The following is a 25,730-nucleotide window of genomic DNA, read 5'->3' on the forward strand; positions in this document are numbered from 1 at the left end:
GTCACCTCACGCCATCGATAGCGCGCAGATACGGGACTGCGGTTGCAAAGTCAAGGCGAGAAGCGCGATTCCGGAGCAGTTTGGGCTTGTGCGCGACCCGATTTGTGCCTATGACAGCGCCCGCGCCGGACCACGCGCCGACAAGCGCCTTCAGGAGAGGTGGCTGAGTGGTCGAAAGCACCGCACTCGAAATGCGGCATACGGGCAACCGTATCGGGGGTTCGAATCCCCCCCTCTCCGCCATACATGTGAAAATGTCCAATCGAATCAGATAATTGATTGGATGCCCCTGTTCCCTCTCCCGTCATCCATTCCTTATGTGGTCCAGCTCCGCTCAATCGACGACCGGACCGTCTGCCAAATCGATTGGGCGCGGATAAATCGGCGTTCACTACTATGCGCGCCCAATCCCGGTGCTATATTGCAGGCAAAACAGTAAAAAGGCGAAATCGAAACATGCCAAACAAGAACACCATGGCCGCGATCCTTTCGACAGACTTCGATCGTGTTCTGAGTGGCTGGTTGAAGGCTCAGACGAAAGAGGGCGTCAAGCGCGCAGACCTCGTTTCGGCCGAGGAGTCGAAAGAACAAAGCCGCGATCTTCTTTCCGCGATAGCCGATGCATTGCCGGACGCCGCCGTCGACAGCGAACTTGATCTGACCGAGACCGTATGGGATCCGATCAGAGATGTGCTCGAAACTATTACAGAGAATAGAACGCAGCGTGGTGTTTCGACCACCGAGATGGGCTGGTTTATCGGTTCGCTGAAACAACCTCTGTTCGAGATACTGCATACCGAACTTGCCGATAAACCGACTGAGTTCATGCGGGAGATGTGGAACTCCACCCGGCTCATTGATCAGATCAGTCTTCACGCAATTGAGTCCCTAGTCGAGAAGCGGGAAGCAACGATCGAGCGGCAGCGGGCCGAGATGACCGAAGTGTCTGCGCCTGTGGTCAAAATCTGGGATCGTATTGTGACCGTCCCTTTGATTGGCACGCTTGATTCATTTCGAGCCCAGACGGTTATGGAGAATATCCTTGACGCTATCGTACAATGGGAAGCCGAGGTGGCAATCATCGATATAACAGGTGTTTCCACCGTCGATACGCTGGTTGCCCAGCATCTTTTGAAAACAGCTGCAGCCGTGCGGCTGATGGGCGCGGAGTGCGTCATTTGCGGCATCAGCCCGAAGATCGCCCAAACTGTCGTGAACCTCGGTGTGGAACTGCCGAACATCACGACTCGCGTCGATCTGGAGAGCGGACTGGCTTACGCGTTCGATCGTGTCGGCGTTACCGTGGCAAGAGGATAACACGTGCACGAACCCGCTCGACCCAGTCCAATGATGACCATAAATGGCTGTGTCGTGGTCGCCATTCGTGACGATCTCGATGACCAGGAGATTGTCGCCCTGCAAGACCAGCTTGTTGACGAGGTTGCGCGACAAAGCGCCCATGGCGTCGTCATCGACATCTCCGGACTGGAGATAGTAGACACGTTCGCAGGACGGATGCTGGCGGCGATGGCGCAGATGGCTCAGGTGATGAACGCGCGCACTATCGTCGTCGGAATGCGTCCGGCGGTGGCCATGACGCTCGTCGAACTTGGAATGACTTTGGAGGGCGTCGAAACCGCCCTGAACGCCGATCGTGCAATAAACGCCATAACGGGCGACAGGCAAAAAATCTCTTGACCCTTAGAAAGTCGGTCACACTTAAAACGCATGGCGACATCGCCTATGCCAGACAGGTTGCCGGTGAGTTGATGGTTGAAATCGAAGCTTCGGCGATCAAGCGTACGAAATTCGTGACCGCTGTCTCGGAAATCGCAAGGAACGCGATCAATTACGGACAGGGCGGCGTGATCACGTTCCATCTGGCCGAAGCCTCAGGGCGGAAAAGGGCTTTGGCCGTGTGCACTGACCGGGGTCCCGGGATTGAGGATGTCGATGCAGCGCTCAGAGACGGGTTCAGCACAGGGAAAAGTCTCGGACTTGGATTGGGTGGAGCCAAACGCCTTGTCGACCAATTCGAGATCGTATCGACGCCGGGAAGTGGAACACGCGTATCGCTGGAATGTGGCCCTCGATGATATCTGTCGCTGTTGAAGAGGAAAGCCAGATCGGCGCCGCACGGCGGTTTGCCTTGAATCTGGGAAAGAGCATTGGGCTGTCGTCCGAACATCTTGACCGGCTGGCGATCGTTGTGACCGAAGCCGGCACGAATCTGGTGCGTCATGCGCGAAACGGTGAAATTCTCGTCGGTGTAGAAAAAAGCACCGGTGCGGGACGTGTCGTTGTGCATGCCGTTGATAGCGGACCGGGTATCCCCAACGTCGAAGTTGCGATGGCCGACGGATACACCACGTCTACCGAGAAAAGGCGCGGTATCGGCGGCGGCCTCGGCGCGATGCGCCGGATGGCCGATGCATTCGACATCTTCAGTGCGCCGACCGGCACGATCGTGCTCGCCAAGGTCGGCGATTTGGAAGCGCCTCCATCCTATTACGACTTGGCGGGCCTTGTGGTTCCCATGGCCGATTTCGAAGAGGGCGGAGACATCTACGCCAGCCATGTCGACGAAGACGCGACGACGGTCATGTTGATGGACGTGCTCGGTCATGGCCCAAAAGCCGCGCGCGACGCCAGATCCGGATTTCAGGCGTTCGAGAAAGCCGGTTCGGTTTCCCTGGAAGAACGCGAGCGCTCGGTCAGTGAAGCGCTTCGCGACGGGCGCGGAGCTGCGGCTTTGACAATCGAGATTCCCCATGGACCCGGCTTGTTGCGATGCATAGGGATCGGCAATATCAAGGGCGACATCATTCACCCGGATGGCGGTCGCAACGGCATTCCGTCCCAGCCGGGAATTGTCGGATCCGCGAATGCGCGCGTCCGCGTGACCGAGCATGAGTGGCGTCCGGGATCTACTCTGATACTGGCGACCGACGGATTGAAGACGAGTTCCGCGGCGCCGGATCCTGGCGCTTTGCTTTACCGAAGCGCGGAGATAATTGCAGCCGGCTTCTATAAGCTCAAAAGAAGGGGAACCGATGACGCCGGAGTATTGGTGGTGAGGCATCCTTGATGAAATCCGTGGTCACCTCCATTTCGCTGGAACAGGATACGGACGTTTCCCATACGCGACGATCTGCGCGGCTGATCGCGAAAGTAGGCGGCGCCGACAATCGAGACCAGATCCGGTTCGCGACCGCGGTTTCCGAGATCGCACGGAACGCTTTTCAGTATGGCAAGGAAGGGGTCGCGGAGTTTTCGTTCTCCGAAACCAAGCAGGCTTTGTGCCTGGTCGCACGCGTTCAGGATCACGGCGGCGGCATCGCGGATCTGGCGAGTTTTCTGCGCAATCGACACCAGGCCCATACCGGGCCGGGTTTGGGTCTTTCAGGATCACAGAAGCTGGTCGACGACTTTTCCATCGAGACCGGTGAGACAGGTACGATTGTCGACCTGAAGCTGAATCTGAAACTCAGCGGATCAGCGTCGGAGCTTGCGAAGGCCGCGGCGGACGCGCTGGTCAAGGCGGCTCATGGTTCGCCGCTGGAGGAATTGACCGAACAGAATCGCGCGCTTCGCGACGCCCTGGCCGCGCAGCAATACCTCCTGAGGGAGATGCATCACAGAACCAAGAACAATCTGGCGATCATTCAATCCCTGGCCATGATGCAGGCGAGACAATCTTCTTCCGAAGAAACGCGAAAGGCGCTCACCGATTTCACGGGACGTATACAGGCCTTCGCCAATGCGCATAATCTTTTGCATCAGGCTGAAGATGTTTCACAGGTCGATCTCAAGCAGCACATCGAAGATCTGGCGGACCGTCTTCGACTGGCTTTCGACCAGAGCCGCATCGCGATCGAGGTCGATTGCGAGCCCCTCATGATATCGTTCGACGCCGCCACCGAAATCGGGCTTATCGTCAATGAACTGCTGACGAACGCGGTCAAGCATGTGTCTGCTGACCAGTCATCGGAAAGAAAAGTGTGGGTCGATGCGAAGCGAGTTGGGAGCAAAGTCAGGTTGACAGTCAGAGACAACGGTCCGGGGATCGTCGACGCCGAGAAAACTCTTCGAAAATCCCGCTCCCTTGGCTGGAAAATTGTGCAGGGCAGCGTTCGTAAACTGAACGCAGCCCTTCAGGTTGATGGTACGGACGGACTTTCCGTCGCTATAGAACTGGACGCGCACGGAGAAGGGTAATTCTTACCTGCGACCCGTTTCAATCATTCCAGCGCTTGGGCCCGCATTAAAACCGGCGCGACTTGAACCGGTGCGGACGAAGCCGCAATTTGGCAATTGGAAGCGTCCTCAACTGCGGACCAGGGACTGGTGGTCTAGAATACAAAGCCGAGGATAAGCCCGATCACCACGACAACTCCGATGATATAAAAGATACTGTGCATCTGCTTTCTCCAACTGTGAATGTTCCTACTCAACGAAGAATAGCCGCAGATGTTCCCAGAGATGTCGGGATCGAGGCAGACGACAAAGAGCAGATCTTGGTTATCTACTGCCAAGCTGAACTTATCAGAACCGGATGGCGATCGTCGTAGCGGTCGAATTGCGCTTGTTGCGTTAATCGGCGGACCGGTCGGAAATGCACGTGCTCCACGGTCTACTGCGGTTTGCCGAGAAGCACGTCGGCGAAGATCGGCTGGAGCCGCTTTCTCTCGGCTGAGGGCTCCGCGTAGGAAATCGCGTAATATCCGATCTGATGGAAATAGGTTGTGCGCGCGCGCACGGTGCTTTCGTCCTCGGAATAACCCATCTCGAGAAAGGAGCGTTTCAGGAGCGTGAGACGGAGGTCGTCCGCCTCCGACATCTCGGCTGCGAGCTTGCGCGATGTGCGCGACCAGTCGCGGACCGCAAGGTCCAGTGACGGGCTGAACGGTCTTTCATCGACCCAAACGGCGCAGACGACGTTAAACAGATCGACCGCCCGCAGATCCGTGCGCTCTGCGATCATCTCGAATGGTCTGCAGTTTCGTGTGCGCCAGGTGTCGAGCAGGCTTTCGTGGAGGTCTTTCAAGCCTTTGAAATGGAAATAGAAACTTCCGCGGGTCACTTTGAGCTTGCGGGCAAGGACGTCGATCTTGACCGCAGAAATGCCGCGCCGCTCCAGCACGCTCGCGGCCGCAACGATCCATGCGTCACGGCTGAGCGTTGCGCGGCGCCGTTGCCCGTTGGCTTCGTCTGCCTGGCTCTTCGTCACTTGACCGTTCCCCTATGCCGCTGCCTTTTGCAGGGGCAGGCCCCGCGTTTAGGGTGAGCCACCATGTCCGTCAAGGCAACGTGGCGATGCAGTTCAGCATCAGGGAAAAGAAGGGATCGGGGTCGATCCGGCGGAGCACGTTGCAGTTTCGCGGTTTTCCGGTGACATGCCACCAGTCGACCAGCGTCATGCCGATGGTCTCCGGCGATGATGTCTCGATGGTGACGTTGCACTGCTTCTGCTCATAGATTTCCGGCGCGAGCAGATACCCCATCACGCAAGCGTCGTGGATCGGTCGACCCTCTGTCGGAAACTTGTGATCGCCGTACTTGCGATAGAAGTCGGCGAGGTTGGCGGCTTCGATCGCGGCGCGTTTTCCCGTAGCCCGCAAGCTTTGAAGCCACTCAGGGGTCGTCAGGGCCGTGTAGGTGCAGTCAATCGGCGCCATCGTCAGCGGAACGCCGGATTCAAAGACCTTGTGAGCCGCGTACGGGTCGACATAAATATTGTATTCCGCCGCCGGCGTAGCATTGCCTCCCTCGAAATAACCGCCGCCCATGAGCACCACTTCGCGGATCCGCTTGATGATCCGCGGCTCCATGGTCATCGCCATTGCAAGATTGGTCATCGGTCCGAGCGTGCAGACGGTCAGGTCGCCTTCCGGCGCGTCCATGACGGCCCTGGAGAACCTGATCGAGGCGCCGATGCGGGTCCGGGGCGTGTCAGGCGCACAAGCACGAAAAGAAGCGCTGGAACTCCTCGATCGCGTCGGTCTCGCCGACAAGGCGAAGAGCTATCCGCGCGAACTGTCCGGCGGGCAACAGCAACGCACCGCGACCGCCCGCGCGCTTGCCATGAAACCGAAAGTCCTGCTTTTCGACGAGCCGACGTCTGCGCTTGATCCGGAACTGGTCGGAGAGGTGCTCCAGGTCATGCGTGATCTCGCCAACAGCGGTATGACGATGGTTGTCGTCACACACGAAGTGGGATTTGCGCGCGAGGTGGGCGACCAGCTCATTTTCATGGATGACGGGTTGGTCGTCGAACGGGGCGATCCGCGCGAGATGATCGCCGCGCCCAAAAATCCGAGAACCAGGGAATTTCTCTTACGCGTTCTGTGACAGACCGCTTAGGCGATGGAATTTTCCTGCGGATCCGCCGAATCGTCGGGTTCCCGCCAGGAGCCCGGTTTGGCGCCGGCAAGGAATTCGCCCCAGAAAACATCGCGATTGCGGCCGCTTATCTTGGCGCGATACAAGGCGACGTCGGCGGCCGTTGTGACTGATTCGAGCGTCGATCCGGTCTGCGGCGAAAAGGCGATGCCCGACGAGAATGTCAGTCGCATGTCGCCGAGTTCGTCCATGCGCGCGTCGCCGATCCGTGCGCGCCACTCGGCGCATCTGCGTTGCACACGCTCCCGGTTGGTGCCCGGAATGACGAAGAGAAATTCCTCGCCGCCATAGCGAAAGACATGTTCTCCCTCGCGAACCTCATCATTGAGCATGTCCGCAAACGCCTTGAGCACTGTGTCTCCGACAGCGTGTCCGAACCGGTCATTGACCTGCTTGAAATTGTCGATGTCGATCAGGATGACGGCGACTTCCTCGCCCTGCCGGGCGTTTTCGATAATCAGGGGCAGAATGTCGTTGGCGTGACGCCGGTTATGCAGTTCCGTCAGCGGGTCGCGTATGGCGTCTTCCTTCAGGAGGTTCTGAAGCCGGATGTTTTCCTCCAGGCGCATTTGAAGGTCCCGGGACATAACCGTCATTCTGTCTTCCGCCGCCTTTCGCAGCGTGACGTCCCTTAGCACCAGCATCTTTCCCGCGCTCCGTCCCCAGGGTTTCACCACCTGGGACGAAACTTCGTATGTTTTGCCAATTTCCTTGAAACTGACCAAGGGGGCATTGTCGTTACCGGGCAGGGGGGCGTCGGCCATAGCCGACAGCGGATGGCGTTCGTCGAGAATGTTGCCGATCGGCCGTTCGGGCAGTCCGGGCAGTTTTCGCGCGGCGGGATTGAGCTCGAGGATGCGTTTTTTGCTGTCGAGAACGATAACCGGATCCGGCAGAACCGTGAATATGATGTCGCGGGCGATGGGCGGCGCATGGAACAGTCTGCCGAAAGACTGGACCACCAACATCACCACCGCGGTCAGAGCGAAGGCGAAAGGCGTCGGATCGTCATTGAAAATTCGAAATTCCCGGAAGACGAACGCGGCGTTTGCAATCCAGGGAAGCGACATTGCGGCGATAAGAGTCGCGAATTGCAGGCGGTGGCTTCCGGCGCGCCGGCGCGCCATGAAGATGACCGATATTCCGGTGGCGGAAATGGCGGCGTAGACCATCCCGAGCACCGCGAAGAAGAACCAGCCATGGGAGAAGCTTGGCCGCTCCACGTTGGTGACGCCCGTATATAGCCAGTTATGCCAGTCATTGGTTAGCGCAATAACGCAGATGAAGGCGCTCACCGCGCCAATCAGCACGAGATGCCGGTACGTCTCGATGCGTTTGCCTCCCGCATAGCTGAGAAAACCCAAAGCCCAGTAAAGCGGCGCTCCGGCGATGCCGAACCAGGCCAGCTCGCAGAACAGAATCTTCGTGTTGAGATCGGGCGTGTTGATTCGCAGGACCACACAGGTGATCCACCACATGGCGGCGAAACCGGACAGCGCAAAGGCCCGCTGACCCGGGCTCCTTGGAGAACGAAGGATTCCAAAAACCATGGCGATCGCCAGGATGTCTGCAAACAGCAAAAATAGAAACGAGTTGTTCACGCGGATCCCTGCGGCAGTCCTTATGGCAATAGACTGAATGTTGCTCGGCAACCAGGTGAGTACATTATCATGGTTGCAAACAAATTACGAAATACAAAATATTAATTGCATACATTAACAAAGTCTATTTCCGTCTGGTCAGGCGCCACTGTGCAATGGCGCCTGACCACAATTTCAAAACCGCAGAAGAATGCGCGCCAGACAACATCTGTCGCCGGACTGCGCTCGACATTCTGCAGCCGGATGCGCTATCCGGCCGGGCGACTATACAATTTCCTGCTGAAACAGGCGTCAGGGCACCCGCTCTCGGACCGGCCCTATATCAGTTCACAAGCGACTTATGGCATTCCTTGGCCGCATCGATCGCCTTGAACGTTCCCGTAAGGTCGATGATAAAGAACCACGGCTTGTCCGGGAAAGCCAATAATTCATGGCCTTTCGCGATTGCATCGACAAATCCCGGATCGTTCGACAGGACGTAACCGCCGGAATAGTTGCCTTTCAGCTGTCCGCTGCGCACGCCATAGGATTCACCGGCGTAGACCTTGCCGTCGACGGCGATCGCGATTGGCGTTTGCGGGTCGATTTTTGCGTCTTTCTGGGTAAAGACCCCGACATAAACCGCCGACAGATCCTTTGTCATGCCCATCTGCATGGCGTTGCCGTCATCGTCGGACCGCTCGATCAGACAGCTTCCGCGGTCAGCGTCGGAATAGACTGTCCAATCTCCGGTCTGCTTGTAAACGACGAGCGTGTCGCCGGACGCAGGCACGATGTCGGAGATTTCCATCGCGTAAGACGCGCCTCCTGTCGTCAGAGCAAGTGTAGTCGACAATGCAAGTATATGACGCAGTTTCATGGGCCTACTCCTCAATGGGTAAAAATCGAAAGTCAACCTTCTGGTTGATTCGCGGTACAATATTCCTGAATCGCGTTTGTCTTCAAGAAAGAATTCTTTGCCACATCCAACAGATTTTTCTGCGCTCTCAATCCGGGGGCTTCTTTTCAAAAAACGGTCCGGGAGACTGCAGCATTGCAGACAGCTTTTTCGTCTTTGGGTCGACAGACGTCGACCTATCTTGAAGCTGTTCTGCCGCCGTCAATACCAGGACATCCAACAGTCTACTTCGCGCCCTTGACAATCAGTCCGGCGTCCACCAGAAATTTGCGTGCTCTGGTTCGGACGGTTCACCGTCCAGCCAACAGGGAATACGGTGCGTCGGCCCAAGGGTCGTCAATTCCGTAACTGCCCCCGCAACTGTAAGCGGAGAGCAGAGCCGAATACGCCACTGCGGAAACGAAATCCGTGGGAAGGCCGGCCTCTGCGATGACCCGCAAGTCAGGAGACCTGCCAGAGCGGCTCACCCGGTTCTTGCGCGGGGCGCGCGAGGAACAGCGGACTATCCGTAGTGGTGGCATCTGCAACCGTCTACGGATCAGGGCCAGCCCCAATCCCAGGACATGTCTGGTCAACGGCGCATCCAGGAGGATCGCCCGTGCAATTGGGATATTTTCATGAATCGTACGCTCACAGTGGCAGGATCTCTGCTGTTTTCCTGCGCCGCATCCGCACAGGACGTCACGCCTTTTTTGCTCGACACAATCATCGTCGGCGGCGGCCTCACGCCGATTGAAGCCGAGCGATATGGCCGCTCTGTCACTGTCGTCACCGCCGAAGATCTGGAGCGTCAGCAGGTTCGCCACGCCGCCGACGCATTGCGCGCCTTGCCCGGCGTCGAGGTCAGTCAGACCGGCGGCGTTGGAGGTCTCACCCAGGTTCGAATCCGTGGGGCGGAAGGCAATCACACGCTGGTGCTGATCGACGGTATCGAAGTCAACAATCCGGCGAGCGGCGGCTATGATTTCTCCAATCTGCTTGCCGACGATATCGAGCGGATCGAGGTGCTGCGCGGCCCGCAATCATCGGTCTTCGGTTCGAACGCAATCGGCGGCGTCATCAATATCATTACGAAATCCGCCACTGAACAAGGCTTTCACGGAACCGCCGAAGCCGAAATCGGCAACGAGGAAAGCGGCGGCGGAGCCGCGTCGCTGCGCTACGCGAACAACCGGGCGCGTCTGTCCCTCTCGGCCTCGCGCCGGGTAACGGGCGGCTACGATGTTTCCAACACGCCCGGCGGGGATGCTGACGGAGATGCGAACACAACGCTCAATGCACGCGGCGAATTCGATCTGACGGAAAACATCACCATTGGAGGAACCCTGCGTTACGTCGATCAGAACTCCGAAAATGACCAGTTCAATTTCGGCGCCGCGACGGAAGAGGGTCTGCTGACAAGCGCCGATCTTGAGCAGGATATCGAGAATTTCTTCGGCTCCGCCTATGTCAGGTCAGACCATTTTGGCGGACGCTATCGCAGCGACCTGTTCTTCGCCTACGCCAACATGGAAAGCATTAATACGGACGCCGGCGCCAAGACGTCAGACTTCACGACGACGCGTACCAACTTGAGATATCGCGGCACGTTGGCGCTTGATGCGCCACAAGTGGATTCGGCGAGCCAGATCGTGAGTTTTCTGGTTGAAGGCAAGCAGGAAACTTTCCAGAACAACGACGCCAGCCTGGTCTTCGATCCGGCCATGCTGGAGAAGCAGACGCGGCAGCTTTACGGCTATGTTCTGGAATATCGCGGCGGGTTCTTCGATGACGCGCTGAATCTGCAGGCGACCGCCCGCTACGACCAGAACGATGATTTCGAGGATACCACAACATGGTCAGTTGGCGTCTCCTACCTGCTTCCCAACCAGACGACCCGCTTTCATGCATCGGCGGGCACAGGCGTGCAGAACCCGACGATGTACGAGCAGTTCGGCTACAATCCGGGCACATGGATCGGCAATCCCGATCTCATTCCCGAAGAGAGCATAGGCTATGATATCGGCGTCGAGCAGCGGCTCTGGAATGATCGCGCTGTGCTGGGACTGACCTATTTCAACCAGGATCTGACCAACGAGATCTCGTCGACCTATGATTACGCAACAGGCGAGTCGACCCCCGTCAATCTGGACGGTGAAAGCCATCGGCAGGGCATTGAGGCGTCAATCGAGGTGGAGCCTGTCACAGGCCTGACGCTCGGGGTGGACTATACCTGGCTCGACGCCTCGGATCCCGATGGCGAGATCGAAGTGCGGCGGCCGGGCAATGAACTTGGCGTGCGGGTTTCCTATCTGTTTCCAAACGGCAAGACGCGACTGGGAGCGGATCTGCGTTATGTTTCAGACCTTTGGGACTTCGATTATACTGCACCGTCCTACGGCTCGGATTTGACCAGGCTCGACGATTACACTGTGGTGAATTTGACCGCGCAGCACCAGTTGACGGAACAGATTCTGTTGACGGGGCGGGTTCAGAACCTGTTCGATGAGGAATATGAAGAGTTGCAGGGCTATCTGGCGCCGCCGCGCACTTTCTATCTCGGTCTGAGGGGTCGTTTCTGATCAGTCATGAGGTTCATTGATCGCATCTCAGGCATTCTGCTGGCTGTGCTCGCCGCCGCGTCGCAGGTTGCCGCTGCGCCGCAACGCGTCGTGTCAATGAACCTGTGCGCCGACCAGCTTGCAATGATGCTGGCGGCGCCCGGCCAGTTGATCTCGGTGTCCTATCTGGCGCGGGATCCCGAGGCGTCCGCCATGGCCGTCGAGGCGCAGGCCTTTCCAGTCAATCACGGTCTGGCTGAGGAGATCTTCCTGTTGCAACCGGATCTTGTGATCGCCGGACAATATACGACGCAGGCGACAGTCTCGATGCTGAAGCGTTTGGGAATTCCCGTGGCGATCATGGCTCCGGCCGACTCGCTGGAGGACGCGCGGGACCGGATGACCGAGATGGGCGCGCATCTCGGTCACCCGGAAAAGGCAACCGCCCTTGTCGCGGAGTTCGACGAGAACCTTGGTCGACTTGCCCAAGACGCGGATGAAGGTCCTCGCGCTGCGATTTATGCCGCGCATGGCTACACATTCGGTCCGCAAAGTCTGTCCGGCGACATCCTCAGGGCGGCCGGCTTGCGCAATGTCGCCGAGGAGGCTGGATTGGATCGCGGGGGCATGCTGGCGCTTGAACGCCTCGTCATGCTTGCTCCGGATCTCGTCATCCTTTCGCAGCGCCGGGGCGGCAATTCACGCGCCGAGGAAATACTGAACCACCCGGCGCTCCGCGCCCTGCTGGAAGAGGCGGGCGTGGCGCCTCTCACCGATCGTAACTGGGTCTGCGGAACGCCGCACGTATTGCGGGCCATTGCCGGTCTTGCGGTTGAACGCGATGCGGGTCAGGAGCCGAAATGATGGCGTATGTCCGCCTTCTGGTTGCCCTTGGTCTGCTTTCCCTTTTGCTTTTTGTCGTTTCGCTGCTGGTCGGGCCAGCGGGCGTTTCGCCGCGCCTCAGCCTGTCGGCGCTGATTTTTGGCGACGCCGGTCCGCTCACCCTTGTCATGCGTGAAATTCGCCTCCCGCGCGCAATCCTCGGCGCTGTGATCGGCGCGGCACTTGGTCTTGGCGGCGCGGCCATGCAGGGTTATCTGCGCAATCCTATGGCGGAGCCCGGCATTTTGGGCGTGTCAGGGACTGCGGCGCTCGGCGCCGTCCTTGCGATCCAGACCGGGCTGACGGCGACTTTCGCGCTCGCGCTGCCATTTGCGGCTCTTGCCGGCGCAGGCGTCGCGGTCACCCTCCTTCTTTTTCTGGCTGGACGTCGCGGCGGTGCATTGACGCTTATCCTCGCCGGCATCGCCATATCGGCTTTGGCGGGCGCGTTGACTTCGCTGGTGCTGAACCTTTCTCCCAATCCGTTTGCGGCGAATGAAATCATCTTCTGGATGATGGGTTCGCTTGCCGACCGGTCCTTCCTGCATGTGGCGTTGGCGCTGCCCTTCTTCGCGCTTGGCGCTTGTTTGATACTGCCGCTCGGCCGCGGTCTCGATTCGCTGACGCTGGGTGAAGACGCGGCCGAAGCGCTCGGCGTTCGTATTGTTCGGCTCAGGGTGCTCCTGGTGGCCGGCGTCGCCGCGATGATTGGCGGCGCGACCGCAGTCGCCGGCGCCATCGGCTTCGTTGGACTTGTCGTTCCGCATTTGCTGCGTCGAACGGTTGGCGCACAGCCCGGCCGTCTCTTGTTCGCTTCGGCTCTGGGCGGCGCCTGTATGGTCCTTGCAGCCGATATCGCGGTGCGACTGATTCTACCGGACAGGGATCTGAAGCTCGGCGTCATGACGGCAATTGTCGGAACGCCGTTCTTTCTGCATCTCATCTACCGCACGCGCGGTCGGGGGTAGAGGCGATGGCTTTTGTCTGCCGCGACGTGACGGTAAACCTTGGTTCGACGCCGGTGGTCAAATCCGTCTCTCTGACGATTGCGCCGGGCGAGGTCGTCGGTCTCATTGGTCCGAACGGCGCCGGAAAGACAACGCTGATGCGGGCCACCCTTGGACTTTTGCCGTTTTCCGGCTCCTGCTCGCTGGCGGAAATGCCCGCCACAAGCCGCGCCCGATATGCTGCATGGCTTCCCCAGGATCGTGAAATCGCCTGGCCGATTCCAGTGGAGGCGCTCGTGGCCCTCGGCCGCACGCCGCACGGCGCTTCCATATCGCGCTTGACGCGGCAAGACGCGGAAGCGGTGCGGCGGGCGCTGGAGAAAGCCGACATGTGGGCGTTTCGCGACCGGATAGCGACACAGCTTTCCGGCGGTGAGAAAGCGCGGGTGTTGCTGGCCCGGGCGCTGGCGCAGGAAACGCCCATGCTACTCGCCGACGAGCCGATCGCCGGCCTGGACCCTGCTCATCAGATTGCGACGATGGAGGTCTTCAACACCCAGGCCGCCGACGGACGTTCGGTGTTGGTCGCACTGCATGATCTCGGGCTGGCGGCGCGTTTCTGCAGTCGACTTGTCCTGATGCAGGCCGGCCGCAAGGTCGCTGATGGTCGACCGGAAGACGTGCTGACGGCCCACAATCTCGCCGAGGTCTTCGGCATCGACGCTTACAGGGTCGAAACAGCAGACGGTTTGTTGCTGCAGCCACTCAAGCTTGCGGCGAAGACGTAATGTGACCTTAAGCGGTCACCAGGCTTCGAGGATGAAACCATGCCCGACCTTGAACACGTACTCGTAGAGCAACTTGCTGATTATCGCAGCGGCTGGTCGATGGGTTCCTTTGGCGCCATTGCGGAGTTTCACCAGGACGACGGCGAGCCTTGCAGCGCCACTTCGCTGGAGCGTGTGACCGCCAGGGGCGACATCCGGATCCTGCCTCAACCGGAAATGACGCCGGTCGCATACGAAACGCTCAGCCTGCGGCCGCACCGCTGGAGTCAATCGGTTGCGCTTTGCCTGCCATTGACCGCCGCAAGCCGCGCCAATCGCTCTGCTCTCACCGAACTCGGACCGGACGCCGGGGCCCTGCGTGAACAGGATCGGGGCGCTATCCTCTTCGATATGGGTTTGTCCCAGATCCAGGTCGATTTTTGCATCAGGACGTCCGATCAGGGCCTCATCGATGCGCTGCGCGCTCATGCCGGCCGATCGCTTTTCGAACCAGGCAATCCGGTTATGGGGCGCATCCTTTCGGCGCATCCGCACCGGGTGGCCCTGACCGGTCTCGGGCGGGTCGAGGTCTATCAGAAGATCGGCGGTCCGGAGACGGGCGGTCGGTCTCCGGAAGGTCCGCACACCCATGTTCTGCCCAAATTGTTGAAAGCGGGCCGCACTCATTCGGCCAATGTCCCGATTCCGGACGGGTTGGTTCCGTGCGCCGGTCTTTATCCGGGCAATCCCGTCATCGGGCCGCTCGGTGAGGATCGCGACGTCGATCCTGATCTTTTTGATGCTTTCCAGACGCTGCTGCGGGCCTGGGGAAACCGCGATTATATTGCGGCAAGAGACGGGAGCTGGCGAGCATTGGAGGCTGGCCTGGCGCCACATCAGTTTGATGCCGATACATCACGGCAGGGCCGCGCCGGATTACGCAACGGCTTGCGACAGTGGAGGCGGCGACATGGCGATAGCGCGCTTCTCGAAGAGTGGTCCCGGGCTTTCGACAAGGGCGCGTCGGATATCGACGAAACGGGTCACGAGACCTGATCGTCGCCGACCCTACTTTCTTATCCAAACAGCAGGCGGGAAAATTCTTTCTCCGAAGACGCTGGCAGGAATATCGACTCCCCGCCGCCGCTGATATTGGTCAGTTCACCGACCTTGATCTCCTCGCCATTGCTGTAGAGATCGACGCGTATGAAGCCATCGAATCCCTTGCTTAGTGTGGTCGCGACTTCCATCATCTCCTCGAAATTGCGAGGTTTTTCGATTTCTCCCTGGAAGCGCGGATAGCGAATGGAATAATCCAGCGCGTTCCAGTTGGTATCCAGCAACTGGTTTTTGTTATCCGTATGACGATCCTGAATGACGGCGATCGCCTTCGGCGCGCCATCGTTGCAATAGACTTTGTAATCGGCCGGATTTTTGGTGGAAAAAATCAGCGGCTCGACGATAACCTTTGGCTTGAGATAGCGATAGTTTACCTCACGCTGCCAATCGTAGTAATTCAGTTTGAACCAGCGCTTGATCTCGTTGAGATCGAGGGGTTCGTCGTTGCTGCGGAACACCACGAAACCGCTGGAATGCGTCGGCTTTATGCAGCAGACCGATGGAAAATCATAGGTGTCGACCTCTTCCGGGCTCTTCAGAACTTTCAGGGTCGGCACGTTGTACTCGTCTCCGATCGTCGCCTTGATATAGAGTTTGACGTATTCCTTGTCCGACACGAAGACGCGGACGGGATCGAGCAGTTCCCTGCTCGTTTTCAGAGAATACATGGCGTCATTGTACACGCCGCGGCGCCTTGGAAAGCGCTTGTTTTTACGTCTGAAATCGACGCAGGAAACCAGCCTGTCGCCGGTCCTTGATCTCGGGGCGAGCTTGTTTAGTTTTTTGAAGAGATAATTGACGGTCTTTTGATTGGATGATGGTAAATTCATTATCTAAACTCGTTACTATCCACTGATACAGCCCACGCGGTCGATGTTGCTGCAATTTCCGCCTTGGGAGCCGGACGCCGCGCGATTGTCGAATCCTCGTGCGATGCCGCATTACGAAACGTTTGTCGCTGGAATAAGGCGGGTACGACGCCTTCCATCTACCGTATGTTTTTTGTCCTATGCGGCATAGTTGTGACAAACGGAAGACGGTTTGATGAAGCCCTCTATGGGTATAAAGTTTTTTTGTATTTATACTTTTTAGTGCATAAAGCGAAGTAGCATTCGTTTCAAGTTAGGGAACAAAATTTAAGCTTTTTCGTTGTGTTATGGAAAAAATTTGGTGGAGCCAAAGATGCCTGAACATGACGAAAATATCAGTGAAGCGAACAAAAAGCTGAGGAACGGCGAAAAGACCGGCGAAAAAGCCAAAAACGGCAAGTCGATCCCAAGCGGTGGCAAGGGTGCGGCGGATAAATCGTCCGGGGAAGACGACTAGGCCCAGTGCATTGGAGATTGGCTGGCGGGCTTGTCGGATCGCTAACTCAGCGACCGCGTGGCAGGCACTTGTAGGCGATGGTGCAGCGCCGCTTGTCCGAAGTTCTGACCTGAATTCCGGAAGATGAGCAGCCCATCCTGCTGCGCTGCGACGCTGGCGTGTAACCGTAGATTGGCACCGTGGCGTTTCCGTTGGCGTTCGTTTGGATGCGCCCGTTGCGCTCATAATACTTGATAGCCTGCTGACAGGTCATCGAGTTCGAGACCTGCGCCACTGTTGCAGCAGGTTGGAAAATCATTATCGCCGCTACCATCGAAAAAGCAATCAAACGCATGAGTTGATCCGCCCTGGGAGATCGCCAACACGGCGACCTTACAATCAAGCAACTGCTTTGGAAACGGGGCGGCAATCAATACTGCGTTATCCGTATCTGCCCAGTCGAGTTGAAACAGGCGCAATCCTGTCACACTGCAAGCCTATATTCACTCTGATTCAGATTTGTATTGTAAAACGCGCAAAGTTGCGCAGTAATGATGACGACTGAGGCACAGGCAGGTTTGTGGTTCAGAGGGTATTTGGTTGAAAACATGTGCTCTTGCGTTGCTGCTGCGGCAAGCTGATTTTTCAATCGGGACTCTCTTGCTGTGAATGGCCACGGGATTGCGGATGGCTTACAACCGAATGAATGACCGCCGTACACGATATCGCTGGGTTATGGCGGCGACGATGCTTTGCGTTGCATCGCTGGCCGGATGCGCGACGTCCGGCATGTCGACCGTCTATTACAACGTGCCCGGAACGACCGTGGAGCAGATCACGGAACAGATTTCGAGCCGCGGTCCGCAGAACGGGCACGCCATTGGCACGGCGGAAACCCGTATGACGCCGAAGATCATCACGATCCAAAAGGACGGACAATGCCAGATCGCCTCGGCGGAGGTTCAACTCGGCATGAGGATAACGCTCCCGCGCTGGACGGAACTGCACAAGGCGGACACTCGAACGAAGACCGCTTTCGAGGAACTCGGCAAGCATGTTCGCTGGCATGAGCAGCAGCATGTGGATATTTCCAACCGGTATGTCGTTCTGATCGAAGAACGTCTGATGCAGATTCCGCCGCAGAAGAACTGCCGCAAGGCGCTGGACTCCGCTCGGGAGGTCTTCAAGCAAGGCTTCAAGGAGCACAACGAAGCGCAACTGGCGTTCGATGAGAGTGAACGCGACGCAATACGCACGCGTCTTGAGGCGCTGCACGACAATCGCCGCGAGCTGCCTCCCTTTCCTGAAGTTCTTTGACGCCGGCTGACGAATGACGCAACAGCGCGCAGGCAGCCACGGCCCCGCGGCCAACGCCGATGCGCTCATCGTCAAGGCGCTTGAAGATGGTTTCGGAACCACCGATTTCGAGATTGTCGCGATCGAGCGCCTTGACAGTCACCTGCACGGGCACGCTTTCAAATACAACCAGGCGAGCGGTCTGGTCACCGGCGTCTATCCCTACAGGATAGCCTGGCGGGACGCCCATGGAGTCGGCCAAAGCGTCGATGTCATGCTGAAGGCGAAGCCGGATGAAAGATCTATCCTCGCAGTCTACAGTGGCTTGCTCGAAAAGGCCGGAGTGGCGCTGCAGACCCCGCTCGAAACCTGTCTTGCGCATTCGGACTACTCGACGCCGAACCTGAAGGAAGCCTCGCTGTTCCGAGATTTCAGGCAGGATCTCGCGCCCTATCTGCCGCGATCGCTTGGCGTCTATATCGACGAAGCCGCCTCCTATACGTTGCGACTTGAAGAGATTCTCCCCAAAGGCAGTGTCATTCTTGATCCTGACGACGATACGACAGCGCTGTGGAAGCCGGGTTTTTCGAACCTCACCCTCGAGGGTATCGCCGCGATCCACGCGCGGTTCAGGGGACGAACCGACCGGCTTTCCGAGACGGGCTGGTTCCCGGTATGCGACACGCAAACGATGATGCAGGGCATGGAACTGTGGCGCGCTTTCCTTGGATTTCTGATTAAGGCCTGCTCCGATGTGATGACGCCTGACATGGCGCAGAGACATCGCCATGTGCTTGACACGCTTCCGGACTGGTACGCCCTGGTTGACAGGGAAGACAAGACGCTGCTCTATGGTGACGTCAACCCGCAAAACCTCGCATTCGCCAGGTCCGAAGCGGGGTTTCAGCTTTCCCTGTTCGATTGGGAAAGAGCTGTTATCAGCCTGCCGCAGCGCGATCTTGCCGAACATCTCGTCTATACGCTGCCTGATGATTTCGACATGCCAAGAGCGCAGAAGGACATAGATGTCTACATGGAAGCCTTCGCCAGACATGCGGGAAGCGCGGAGCCTCCGCCCTCGTTCGAGGGGTTGGCGCTTATGCTTCAGGATCTGATCGTCAACCGGCTTCCGCTGATGATGATCGTCGACCATGTCGCAGGCAAGCGCCGGCATGCAGGCGCAGCATACGGTCGCGCGCACCGTTTGCTGGCCTTGTTCAGCTGATATGCCTCGTTTGTAGCCGATCAACCGGTGGCGAGGCCGACAAGATAGGCGAGAGCCAGCACGAGACAATGTGATGAAAAGACCACCATCAGCCAGACGACCAGCGGGTTCTCCTGCGCCTTGCTGATGAGGACTTTTCCTTTTGGCTTGATGAAGAAATACGGAATGGTGGCGATCGCCGCGAGCACAGGCACGACGATCCAGGGTTTCTCAAGAAAACCTGTCAGGAAAGACACAATCGATAGGCCGATATAGGCAGTCAGAAGCAACGCATGCCCTCCAGGGCAACCGGGAAGACTGCTATCGGTCCCTTCAATGTTGATCAAGTCTCAGGGTGATGTAATTTACAAGAATATTTGCAGCTTAATACAACCTGTAATCTATAAGTGCTATTAATAAACCTGATTAACTATAGTAAGTTTAACTTCCTTTATGGCTTTCGCGCAGCCTTATTGCGGCGAGGGCCTGCGCTCATTTGCCGACCCTGTGTCATTGTTCGTCTGTCGCCAGGCGTTATCGCGAAACGCTGGCGATACGCCCGATTGAAACGCGGCACATCGGCGAAACCGTTTCGATGGGCGATCGAGGCGATCGTCCGGAAAGCGTGTTCAGGATCCGCCAGCATCGCGTCCGCCTGCGTCAGGCGGGTCTCAAGCATCCAGCTAGAGAATGTTTGGCCGGCCTCGCGAAAACGCATCTGGATTGTGCGTATTGAACAGCCGATGCGACGGGCAAGAACGGAAACGCCATAGGCCGGATCGCCGAGACCCTGGCGGGCGACGTCCTTGATGCGTTCGAGATCGGGCGGGCCGCATTCGCTTGCGCCCCTGTCGACGACGACGCGCAGGAGTTCGTGCACCGAGGACGCCATAGAGGCGCACAGTCGTGCGTTGCCCTGGCGCATCGCCTGGCTGAGCAGCAAGAATTGTTGTGACAGCGCCCGTCCGGCTTCGCTCGCGCGGGTGAAGCGGTTGATTTCAGACAGCTGCGACGCCGTCAGTCCGCAAGGCAGGGCCGCGCGGTCGAGGCGGAGCGAAAACAGATCCATTGCGGCCGTCCTGTCGAAATCCAGTTCAAAGGCGGCGGCATTGTCGAGAATGAGCGGCGTTGCGCGTGGCGCAATAAACCCGTCGTCGGGAAAGCGAACGCCGTAGGCCCGGCCCGGCTCGAAATTGATGAAGATGCTGTCGTCGGGTCGCGTCGATATCAGACGCCGATCGCGCCTGGCGCGGTGGCCGGGCGCGGTGATATGGGCAAGCTCCATGCCCGGCATGGCGAGCGCAGTGAATTCGGCGCGGAATGTCCGGTTCGACGTTCTCTCCGGGCGGATCCCGGTGAAGGTTCCGCAGATGGATTCCACGAAATAGTCGAACTTGCCGCGATCCGAAACCGCGTCGTTCGACTGTCGTGTCCAGAAGAGTTCGTGTAGTTCTTCGTTTCCCGACAAAACTTTGCGCCTCCTGACAAAGACCACAGGCTCAGCTGCGCATAATATCAGATGCACAACGGAGGAGGTAAGATCCATGCACAATAAACCCGGATTCGTGTTCGTGCACGGCGCCTGGCACAATGGCGCCTGCTGGGACAAGGTGATCGGTCTGCTCGAAGCCGACGGTTTTCCCTGCGCCGCGATCGATCTTCCAGGCGCCGGCGCCAACGCCGCCGAACCCGCATCGCTGCAGGTCCGCGACATGGCCGCGCTCTCCACTGAACCGTCGCCGAACGCTGGCGTCGGGCAGGAAGAACGCACCAACGCCGTGATCGCGTGTGTCCAGGAGACAGCCCAGCGGTCGAACGGAAAAGTGGTGCTCGTTGGCCATTCCATGGGCGGCGTCACCATATCGCCGGTTGCGGAGGCCATTCCGGATACGCTCGAAGCGGTCGTCTTCCTCACGGCCTTCATGCTGCCGCTGGGCATGCCGGCGATCGCGATGATCCAGGATCCCGCCATGGCGGACGCCGTCGTGCCGTCGCTGTTCGTCGCCGATCCGCAAGTCGTGGGCGCCCTGCGCATCGACAGGCTGTCCGACGATCCGGACTATCGCGCACGGTTGCGGGAAGCATTCTACGCCGATCTCGATGAAGAGGCGTTTTCAGAAGCCGTGGCGCAGCTGCACAGCGACGAGCCGGCGCAGGTCGCCGTCAATCCCTCGGCGGTGACAGCCGCGCGTTTCGGATCAGTGGCGCGTCACTACGTGCGGTGTCGACAAGATCGCGCGATTACGCCCGCCGGACAGGAGAAGATGATCGCGCTGACCGATGCGGCTCTTGGCGGCAAAACGACCGTTCATGAACTTCACGCCAGCCATTCGCCGTTTCATTCGCAACCGGAGGAACTCGTCGCCATTCTTCGGAAGATCGCCGTCGTGTCGCGCTGATCGTCAGACAAGGCCCGCCAACGCTTCGATATCATAGATCAGGCAGATTTCCTCCACCCCTTCGCGGCCGCGGATCGGGGCTTCGTCGCGCTCGCCTATGTCGTCGATCGAAAGGCCCGCGGCCTCGACGATCTGCCGAGAGAGCACAATGCGGGCGTTCTTCTGTTTGACGACGCCCTCCAGCCGCGAGGCGGTGTTGACGGTGTCGCCGAGCGCGGTCAGCGGCGCTTCATTATCCACCCGGCCGATCTGGCCGATGATTGCGGGACCGCCGTGGATCGCGACGACCAGTTTAAGCGGTTCGTCAAGATGCAGCTTCAGTTCCGCGTTCAGCGTATCCATGCCCTGTAGCAAGGCGACGGCGGCGCGCAGCGCATCTCTGGACGCCTGTTCGAAACTGCGATCGACCCCGAACAGCGCCATGATGCCATCGCCCATGAACTTGTCGACCAGACCATTGTTGCGCACGATCCGTTCAGCCGCCGATTCGAGATAGGCGTTCAGCACGAAGAGCACGTCGTAGGGCAGTCTTTTTTCGGAAAAGCGCGTGAAGCCGCGCAGGTCGGTGAACATGACGATCACCGGCTGCTCGACGCCCCAGCGATACATGTCCGACCGACTGCCGGACATGTTCTGAACGCGGGGTTGCACGAGCCGGATCACGGATATGTCGCGCGTCGGCTGGATCTGACAGGCAAGACGCACATCCGCCGTCGCCTGGATCTGCTTCAGCACCGCCGCCTCCCTGGCGTCTGGCGGCGGCAATTGTTCTATTCCCGCCACTACCCGCACCCGACAGGTCGAGCAGCGCGCCCTGCCTCCGCAAATCGAGGTGTGGGCAATGTTGTTCGCCCGGCTGATTTCGAGCAATGTCGGTCCCGGCGCTGTGCGGATCTGCTTGTCGCCCACATAAGAAACCGTCATGGAGGATTTCAGGCGCTGTGCGGTCATCACGCCGACAGGAAAGAGGAAGCACAGCATGAAGCCTGCGAAAGCGAGCTGTTGCGTAAGCAGCGCCCGGGCGGCGAGCTGGTTGATTTGGTCGTTGGTCAGCGCAATTTCGGTCCTGCCGGACAGGATCAGCTCCTTGCCTGCGGTCGTCCATCCGGTCGCGGAAAGCAACGGAATGGCGACTGCCGCCGAAAACAGCCAAGGGCGCCACGGCGCATACCAGCGCTTGTGGCGCAGCCACAGGTGAACGCCGATCATGCCGTGGATCCACACCACGACGACGAGCGCGGTCTGTTTCCAGAACGCCCCCGGCCACGCGATGCTCAGATAGGTTTGATAGTTGAGTTTCGCGTCGACCAGCTCGGCGCTCAGGCGGGTATAATACAAATGCTCCGCTGCAAAGACGGGGATCGACAGGCCAAGCACCAGTTGCAGCAATTCGCTCACCGGAATGCGAAAAGTTCGCCGGCCAAGCGTTTTGGCGATCGCGAGGCCGGCGTGGATAACGAGCGCGCCATAAAGAATGATTGTGCCGGCGAGCGAACGCCAGACAAAATCATGATACTCGCCTGTTCGTTCAAGCGATGCATAGGAAATGTTGCCGGCGGCATGGCTGAGAAGGTGGGTGGTTGCAAAGAAGAGAAGAACCAAGCCTGTCCAAAGCCTGAGCTTCGCTCTCGCGGGCTTGTTGAATAGCGCTGACAGCCGATCCCGGACAAAGCCGGACGTATTCGAAGGCGTGACTGGTTCAGACAAGCTGCGTCCTCGACGTGAATCCTGTCTCTATATGCAACAATGGCGACGCCTTCGCCAGAGCACGTTCACAACTGTGAATGTGAACGCGTCTGAATTAAACTGCCGCCGTTTTGGAAGTTGAGGAGGATGGAAATGAGATTGCGTTGTTTTTTAACAGCCTCTCTGACGGCACTGCTTCCCGCATCGGCGATTGCCGATCCGTCGTTTGAATGTTCACTGGGAAGCGGCAGTCAGGTGGAGACCGCCGAATGTGTCGCGAAGGCGGAGGCTACGGTCGACGAGACAGTCAGGTTGTCCCTGCAATTCGCCATGAACGCCGCGAAGGAACTCGATGAAACGACCGGCCGCGCGACGGCCGTCCCGGCGTTGGAAAAGGCGCAAGGCGCCTGGTCGAGTTTCCGCGACGCCCACTGCGATTATGTGGGTTCGACTTTCGGCGGCGGGTCCGGCACGGGCGTCGCCATCCGGTCCTGTCGTATCGAACTCGGCCGCGAACGGGCGGACCTGCTGCTCCGCTTCGCAAAATAGCGTCAGTCGTCTGAGGCGCCCGAACTCCGGTTGCCCTTGCCAAGGTCTTCCCTGGCGCGCTTGTCCTTGTCGAGTTTCTCGAAACTCTCGATGACGCCGTCCGTCTCCAGCTTTACGTCGGGAACGGCGTGGCGCTGATTGCGCACCTGTTCCTGATCGTTGCCCTGCAAGCTGTTGTCGCCCATCTTGTCCTGCGCGAAATCGCTCTCGGTCAGATTTTCGGGTTTCTTCGTCTTGCCGTGATTTTCCATCGTTGAACTCCCTTTTGAAGCATCAACGATCGAATGACGGTTGGGGTTCCCCCCGATCTATCGGTAGAGCATGGTCGGCAGCCACATCGATATCGACGGAATGAAGGTCAGGAGCAACAGCACGATCACCAGCGGTACGAGGAACGGCGCGGTCGCCGTGACGCACCGCTCGAACGGCACGGCCGCGACCTTCGACAGCACATAGAGAACCATGCCCACCGGCGGGGTCAAAAGACCGATCATCAGATTGAGGATCATGATGATGCCGAAATGCACCGGATCGATGCCGAGCGATACGGCCACGGGCAACAGCACCGGCGTCAGGATCGTAATCGCGGCTATGGTTTCCATGAAGCAGCCGATGATCAATATGATCAGCGTGATGAGCAGAAGCAGCGCGACCTTGTTTTCCGTCACCGCAAGCAGGCCCTGCGAAAAGTGCAGCGCGACCTGGTTGGCCGTCAATATCCAGGCGAAGATTGTCGAGGCGGCGACGATCAACATGATTGCGGCCGTTGTCTGAACGGTGTCCATCGAAACGCGCAGGATCTTGCGCCAGTCGAGCGTGCGATAGACGGCGACGCCCAGGAACATGGAATAGGCCACGGCGGCGATCGCCGCCTCGGTCGGCGTGAAAAGACCGCCCATGATGCCGCCAATGATGATCGCCGGCGTCATCAGGGGCAGGAAGGCGTCGACGAAGCTGCGGGCGAAACGCCCGAAACGAAAGCCGATGTCGCGCGGGTAGTTCCTTCTGCGGGAATACCAGGCGACCATGATCATCAGGGACAGGGCCATCATCAGCCCAGGCAGCAGACCGGCGGTGAACAATTGTCCGATCGAGGTGTCGGCGAGCACGCCGTAGATCACCAGCGGAAGCGAAGGCGGGATAATCGGGCCGATGGTGGAAGAGGCGGCGGTGATGCCGACAGCAAAGTCCGTGTCGTATCCGGCGTCGCGCATCGCCTTGATCTCGATATTGCCAAGGCCGCCTGCGTCGGCGACGGCGGCGCCCGACATGCCGGCGAAGATGACGCTGGCGCCGACATTGACGTGTCCCAGTCCGCCATGCATCCAGCCAACCGTCGCGCGCGCGAAATTGAAGATCCGGGTGGTGATGCCGGCGGTATTCATAAGGTTTCCGGCCAGGATGAAGAACGGCACGGCGATCAACGGAAATGAATTGATGCCGTTGACCATGTTGGCGAGCACGATCATCGGCGGCATTCCGTTGGTGGCGACAAAGGCGAGCGAGGCAAGGGCCAGCGCCGCCGCGACCGGCACGCCGATGATCATCAGTGCGAAAAGCAGGCCGATCATGAGCAGAATCGACATGGGGTCTCTAATCCGTTGTGAGGTGCTTGTCGAAATCGGCGATGAGGTCTTCCGGCTTCTGGCGGACCTTGCGCCACAGCAGGATTGCCGAATAGACCGTCATGGCCGCGAGCGCGGCCACGCAAATGGCGTAGATCCAGGCTTTCGGCACCGGTAGCGTCACCATCTTCTGGCGCGTCTTGTTGATCAGCGTGAAGCCGATGATCGTCAAAGCGCCATAGAGAGCAAATGTGATGAGTTCGGCGACGACGGCCATCGCCTTGCCATAGGCGGCCGGAACCATGCGAATAAAAAACTCCAGCGCGATGTGTCCGCCGCGCCGCACTGCGCTGATCGACCCCAGGAAGCAGACCAGGATCAGCAGGTAGCGGGCCACCTCTTCGGTCCAGGCGAGTGAATCGTTGAGCACGTAGCGGGTGAAGAACTGCAGAAAGACGACGACCGCCAGGACCCAGAAGACGAGGATCGCCGGAATGTCGATCCACTGGATGTCGGAAATGGAGGTTTTCTCTTCCTCGATCACCAGATCGGCGGGCGCGCTTTCAGCGC

The 25,730-nt window shown here is 58.7% G+C and carries 27 protein-coding genes, 1 tRNA gene, 1 pseudogene and 1 riboswitch; of the genes and pseudogenes, 17 read left to right on the plus strand and 12 right to left on the minus strand.

Going from position 1 to position 25,730, the window contains the following annotated elements; genetic code table 11:
* Positions 1 to 153 precede the first annotated feature (153 nt).
* From K1W69_RS15600 to K1W69_RS15625, 6 genes are all read left to right on the plus strand, one after another.
* Positions 154 to 243 (plus strand) — tRNA-Ser (locus K1W69_RS15600).
* Positions 244 to 456: 213 nt separating this feature from the next.
* The gene (locus tag K1W69_RS15605) at positions 457 to 1,317 is read left to right on the plus strand and encodes an STAS domain-containing protein (RefSeq protein ID WP_220229227.1); all 861 of its coding nucleotides are present in this window, start codon (positions 457 to 459) and stop codon (positions 1,315 to 1,317) included.
* Positions 1,318 to 1,320: 3 nt separating this feature from the next.
* Positions 1,321 to 1,698 carry an STAS domain-containing protein gene (locus tag K1W69_RS15610; RefSeq protein WP_370688250.1) on the plus strand — a complete coding sequence of 126 codons (378 nt, stop codon included), beginning with the start codon at positions 1,321 to 1,323 and terminating at the stop codon, positions 1,696 to 1,698.
* Complete coding sequence (locus tag K1W69_RS15615; protein ID WP_220229228.1) at positions 1,695 to 2,096, plus strand: ATP-binding protein; 402 nt, start codon at positions 1,695 to 1,697, stop codon at positions 2,094 to 2,096. Before K1W69_RS15610 ends, K1W69_RS15615 begins: the two co-directional genes overlap by 4 nt.
* Positions 2,093 to 3,088, plus strand: coding sequence for an ATP-binding protein (locus K1W69_RS15620; RefSeq protein ID WP_220229229.1), 996 nt, complete (start codon positions 2,093 to 2,095; stop codon positions 3,086 to 3,088). Before K1W69_RS15615 ends, K1W69_RS15620 begins: the two co-directional genes overlap by 4 nt.
* On the plus strand, positions 3,088 to 4,218 hold the full coding sequence (locus K1W69_RS15625) for an ATP-binding protein (RefSeq protein ID WP_220229230.1): 1,131 nt from the start codon (positions 3,088 to 3,090) through the stop codon (positions 4,216 to 4,218). Before K1W69_RS15620 ends, K1W69_RS15625 begins: the two co-directional genes overlap by 1 nt.
* A gap of 415 nt (positions 4,219 to 4,633) precedes the next feature.
* Here K1W69_RS15625 and K1W69_RS15630 read toward each other — a convergent pair whose 3' ends face one another.
* Both K1W69_RS15630 and K1W69_RS15635 read right to left on the minus strand, forming a co-directional pair.
* Positions 4,634 to 5,230, minus strand: a complete 597-nt coding sequence (locus tag K1W69_RS15630; protein WP_220229231.1) for a TetR/AcrR family transcriptional regulator — start codon at positions 5,228 to 5,230, stop codon at positions 4,634 to 4,636.
* A gap of 70 nt (positions 5,231 to 5,300) precedes the next feature.
* Positions 5,301 to 5,903, minus strand: coding sequence for a nucleoside hydrolase (locus tag K1W69_RS15635; protein ID WP_306308796.1), 603 nt, complete (start codon positions 5,901 to 5,903; stop codon positions 5,301 to 5,303).
* Between K1W69_RS15635 and K1W69_RS15640 the strand changes: the two are divergent.
* Positions 5,902 to 6,351, plus strand: a pseudogene (locus K1W69_RS15640) (amino acid ABC transporter ATP-binding protein); the annotation flags it as partial. The gene K1W69_RS15635 and the pseudogene K1W69_RS15640 overlap by 2 nt on opposite strands.
* A gap of 8 nt (positions 6,352 to 6,359) precedes the next feature.
* On the opposite strand, the gene K1W69_RS15645 reads toward K1W69_RS15640, so the two are convergent.
* Entirely contained in the window at positions 6,360 to 8,003 is a 1,644-nt protein-coding gene (locus K1W69_RS15645) for a diguanylate cyclase (protein WP_220229233.1), read from the minus strand.
* A 322-nt stretch (positions 8,004 to 8,325) separates the two neighbouring features.
* Positions 8,326 to 8,862: a hypothetical protein gene (locus K1W69_RS15650; RefSeq protein WP_220229234.1), complete on the minus strand. Its 537-nt coding sequence runs from the start codon at positions 8,860 to 8,862 to the stop codon at positions 8,326 to 8,328.
* A gap of 299 nt (positions 8,863 to 9,161) precedes the next feature.
* A riboswitch (cobalamin riboswitch) is annotated at positions 9,162 to 9,373 on the plus strand.
* A 145-nt stretch (positions 9,374 to 9,518) separates the two neighbouring features.
* Here K1W69_RS15650 and K1W69_RS15655 point away from each other — a divergent pair.
* The 5 genes from K1W69_RS15655 to K1W69_RS15675 are packed head-to-tail and all read left to right on the plus strand — an operon-like array spanning position 9,519 to position 15,093.
* Complete coding sequence (locus K1W69_RS15655) at positions 9,519 to 11,462, plus strand: TonB-dependent receptor plug domain-containing protein (RefSeq protein ID WP_220229235.1); 1,944 nt, start codon at positions 9,519 to 9,521, stop codon at positions 11,460 to 11,462.
* 6 nt (positions 11,463 to 11,468) lie between these two features.
* Positions 11,469 to 12,305: an ABC transporter substrate-binding protein gene (locus tag K1W69_RS15660; RefSeq protein ID WP_220229236.1), complete on the plus strand. Its 837-nt coding sequence runs from the start codon at positions 11,469 to 11,471 to the stop codon at positions 12,303 to 12,305.
* Complete coding sequence (locus tag K1W69_RS15665) at positions 12,305 to 13,291, plus strand: FecCD family ABC transporter permease (RefSeq protein WP_220229386.1); 987 nt, start codon at positions 12,305 to 12,307, stop codon at positions 13,289 to 13,291. Before K1W69_RS15660 ends, K1W69_RS15665 begins: the two co-directional genes overlap by 1 nt.
* Positions 13,292 to 13,296: 5 nt before the next feature.
* On the plus strand, positions 13,297 to 14,058 hold the full coding sequence (locus K1W69_RS15670; RefSeq protein WP_220229237.1) for an ABC transporter ATP-binding protein: 762 nt from the start codon (positions 13,297 to 13,299) through the stop codon (positions 14,056 to 14,058).
* Between the two features lie 39 nt (positions 14,059 to 14,097).
* Positions 14,098 to 15,093 (plus strand): DUF6925 family protein, encoded by a 996-nt coding sequence (locus tag K1W69_RS15675; RefSeq protein WP_220229238.1) that lies wholly within the window; start codon positions 14,098 to 14,100, stop codon positions 15,091 to 15,093.
* A gap of 20 nt (positions 15,094 to 15,113) precedes the next feature.
* Here K1W69_RS15675 and K1W69_RS15680 read toward each other — a convergent pair whose 3' ends face one another.
* A complete protein-coding gene (locus K1W69_RS15680) occupies positions 15,114 to 15,839 on the minus strand; it encodes an ATP-grasp fold amidoligase family protein (protein ID WP_220229239.1) in 726 nt (241 codons plus the stop codon).
* Between the two features lie 499 nt (positions 15,840 to 16,338).
* Here K1W69_RS15680 and K1W69_RS15685 point away from each other — a divergent pair, with 499 nt between their 5' ends.
* Entirely contained in the window at positions 16,339 to 16,482 is a 144-nt protein-coding gene (locus K1W69_RS15685) for a hypothetical protein (protein ID WP_220229240.1), read from the plus strand.
* Between the two features lie 46 nt (positions 16,483 to 16,528).
* Here K1W69_RS15685 and K1W69_RS15690 read toward each other — a convergent pair whose 3' ends face one another.
* Complete coding sequence (locus K1W69_RS15690) at positions 16,529 to 16,816, minus strand: hypothetical protein (protein WP_220229241.1); 288 nt, start codon at positions 16,814 to 16,816, stop codon at positions 16,529 to 16,531.
* A gap of 332 nt (positions 16,817 to 17,148) precedes the next feature.
* On the opposite strand from K1W69_RS15690, the gene K1W69_RS15695 reads away from it, so the two are divergent.
* Both K1W69_RS15695 and K1W69_RS15700 read left to right on the plus strand, forming a co-directional pair.
* Positions 17,149 to 17,778 carry a DUF922 domain-containing protein gene (locus K1W69_RS15695; protein WP_220229242.1) on the plus strand — a complete coding sequence of 210 codons (630 nt, stop codon included), beginning with the start codon at positions 17,149 to 17,151 and terminating at the stop codon, positions 17,776 to 17,778.
* 13 nt (positions 17,779 to 17,791) lie between these two features.
* Positions 17,792 to 18,982 carry a phosphotransferase gene (locus K1W69_RS15700; protein WP_220229243.1) on the plus strand — a complete coding sequence of 397 codons (1,191 nt, stop codon included), beginning with the start codon at positions 17,792 to 17,794 and terminating at the stop codon, positions 18,980 to 18,982.
* Positions 18,983 to 19,002: 20 nt separating this feature from the next.
* On the opposite strand, the gene K1W69_RS15705 is transcribed toward K1W69_RS15700, so the two are convergent.
* Together K1W69_RS15705 and K1W69_RS15710 are read right to left on the minus strand one after the other, a co-directional pair.
* On the minus strand, positions 19,003 to 19,251 hold the full coding sequence (locus K1W69_RS15705; RefSeq protein ID WP_220229244.1) for a hypothetical protein: 249 nt from the start codon (positions 19,249 to 19,251) through the stop codon (positions 19,003 to 19,005).
* Positions 19,252 to 19,412: 161 nt separating this feature from the next.
* Positions 19,413 to 20,429: an AraC family transcriptional regulator gene (locus K1W69_RS15710; RefSeq protein WP_220229245.1), complete on the minus strand. Its 1,017-nt coding sequence runs from the start codon at positions 20,427 to 20,429 to the stop codon at positions 19,413 to 19,415.
* Positions 20,430 to 20,505: 76 nt separating this feature from the next.
* Between K1W69_RS15710 and K1W69_RS15715 the strand changes: the two genes are divergently transcribed.
* On the plus strand, positions 20,506 to 21,360 hold the full coding sequence (locus K1W69_RS15715; protein ID WP_220229246.1) for an alpha/beta fold hydrolase: 855 nt from the start codon (positions 20,506 to 20,508) through the stop codon (positions 21,358 to 21,360).
* Positions 21,361 to 21,363: 3 nt separating this feature from the next.
* Here K1W69_RS15715 and K1W69_RS15720 read toward each other — a convergent pair whose 3' ends face one another.
* A complete protein-coding gene (locus K1W69_RS15720; RefSeq protein ID WP_220229247.1) occupies positions 21,364 to 23,067 on the minus strand; it encodes an adenylate/guanylate cyclase domain-containing protein in 1,704 nt (567 codons plus the stop codon).
* Positions 23,068 to 23,199: 132 nt separating this feature from the next.
* Here K1W69_RS15720 and K1W69_RS15725 point away from each other — a divergent pair, with 132 nt between their 5' ends.
* Entirely contained in the window at positions 23,200 to 23,595 is a 396-nt protein-coding gene (locus K1W69_RS15725; RefSeq protein WP_220229248.1) for a lysozyme inhibitor LprI family protein, read from the plus strand.
* A gap of 2 nt (positions 23,596 to 23,597) precedes the next feature.
* On the opposite strand, the gene K1W69_RS15730 is transcribed toward K1W69_RS15725, so the two are convergent.
* From K1W69_RS15730 to K1W69_RS15740, 3 genes are all read right to left on the minus strand, one after another.
* On the minus strand, positions 23,598 to 23,846 hold the full coding sequence (locus tag K1W69_RS15730; RefSeq protein WP_220229249.1) for a hypothetical protein: 249 nt from the start codon (positions 23,844 to 23,846) through the stop codon (positions 23,598 to 23,600).
* 57 nt (positions 23,847 to 23,903) lie between these two features.
* Entirely contained in the window at positions 23,904 to 25,181 is a 1,278-nt protein-coding gene (locus K1W69_RS15735; RefSeq protein WP_220229250.1) for a TRAP transporter large permease, read from the minus strand.
* Positions 25,182 to 25,188: 7 nt separating this feature from the next.
* Positions 25,189 to 25,730: TRAP transporter small permease (locus K1W69_RS15740; protein ID WP_220229251.1), on the minus strand; the 542-nt coding region annotated here is incomplete at its 5' end.

It is taken from the genome of Flavimaribacter sediminis (genome assembly GCF_019492055.1).
GTDB lineage: Bacteria > Pseudomonadota > Alphaproteobacteria > Rhizobiales > Rhizobiaceae > Flavimaribacter > Flavimaribacter sediminis.

Coding starts and splice junctions, on each gene's coding strand:
- K1W69_RS15605 (WP_220229227.1), top strand. CDS start 457: ATGCCAAACAAGAACACCATGGCCGCGATCCTTTCGACAGACTTCGAT.
- K1W69_RS15620 (WP_220229229.1), top strand. CDS start 2,093: ATGATATCTGTCGCTGTTGAAGAGGAAAGCCAGATCGGCGCCGCACGG.
- K1W69_RS15625 (WP_220229230.1), top strand. CDS start 3,088: ATGAAATCCGTGGTCACCTCCATTTCGCTGGAACAGGATACGGACGTT.
- K1W69_RS15635 (WP_306308796.1), bottom strand. CDS start 5,903: ATGGACGCGCCGGAAGGCGACCTGACCGTCTGCACGCTCGGACCGATG.
- K1W69_RS15650 (WP_220229234.1), bottom strand. CDS start 8,862: ATGAAACTGCGTCATATACTTGCATTGTCGACTACACTTGCTCTGACG.
- K1W69_RS15655 (WP_220229235.1), top strand. CDS start 9,519: ATGAATCGTACGCTCACAGTGGCAGGATCTCTGCTGTTTTCCTGCGCC.
- K1W69_RS15660 (WP_220229236.1), top strand. CDS start 11,469: ATGAGGTTCATTGATCGCATCTCAGGCATTCTGCTGGCTGTGCTCGCC.
- K1W69_RS15665 (WP_220229386.1), top strand. CDS start 12,305: ATGGCGTATGTCCGCCTTCTGGTTGCCCTTGGTCTGCTTTCCCTTTTG.
- K1W69_RS15670 (WP_220229237.1), top strand. CDS start 13,297: ATGGCTTTTGTCTGCCGCGACGTGACGGTAAACCTTGGTTCGACGCCG.
- K1W69_RS15675 (WP_220229238.1), top strand. CDS start 14,098: ATGCCCGACCTTGAACACGTACTCGTAGAGCAACTTGCTGATTATCGC.
- K1W69_RS15685 (WP_220229240.1), top strand. CDS start 16,339: ATGCCTGAACATGACGAAAATATCAGTGAAGCGAACAAAAAGCTGAGG.
- K1W69_RS15690 (WP_220229241.1), bottom strand. CDS start 16,816: ATGCGTTTGATTGCTTTTTCGATGGTAGCGGCGATAATGATTTTCCAA.
- K1W69_RS15695 (WP_220229242.1), top strand. CDS start 17,149: ATGGCTTACAACCGAATGAATGACCGCCGTACACGATATCGCTGGGTT.
- K1W69_RS15700 (WP_220229243.1), top strand. CDS start 17,792: ATGACGCAACAGCGCGCAGGCAGCCACGGCCCCGCGGCCAACGCCGAT.
- K1W69_RS15715 (WP_220229246.1), top strand. CDS start 20,506: ATGCACAATAAACCCGGATTCGTGTTCGTGCACGGCGCCTGGCACAAT.
- K1W69_RS15725 (WP_220229248.1), top strand. CDS start 23,200: ATGAGATTGCGTTGTTTTTTAACAGCCTCTCTGACGGCACTGCTTCCC.
- K1W69_RS15730 (WP_220229249.1), bottom strand. CDS start 23,846: ATGGAAAATCACGGCAAGACGAAGAAACCCGAAAATCTGACCGAGAGC.
- K1W69_RS15735 (WP_220229250.1), bottom strand. CDS start 25,181: ATGTCGATTCTGCTCATGATCGGCCTGCTTTTCGCACTGATGATCATC.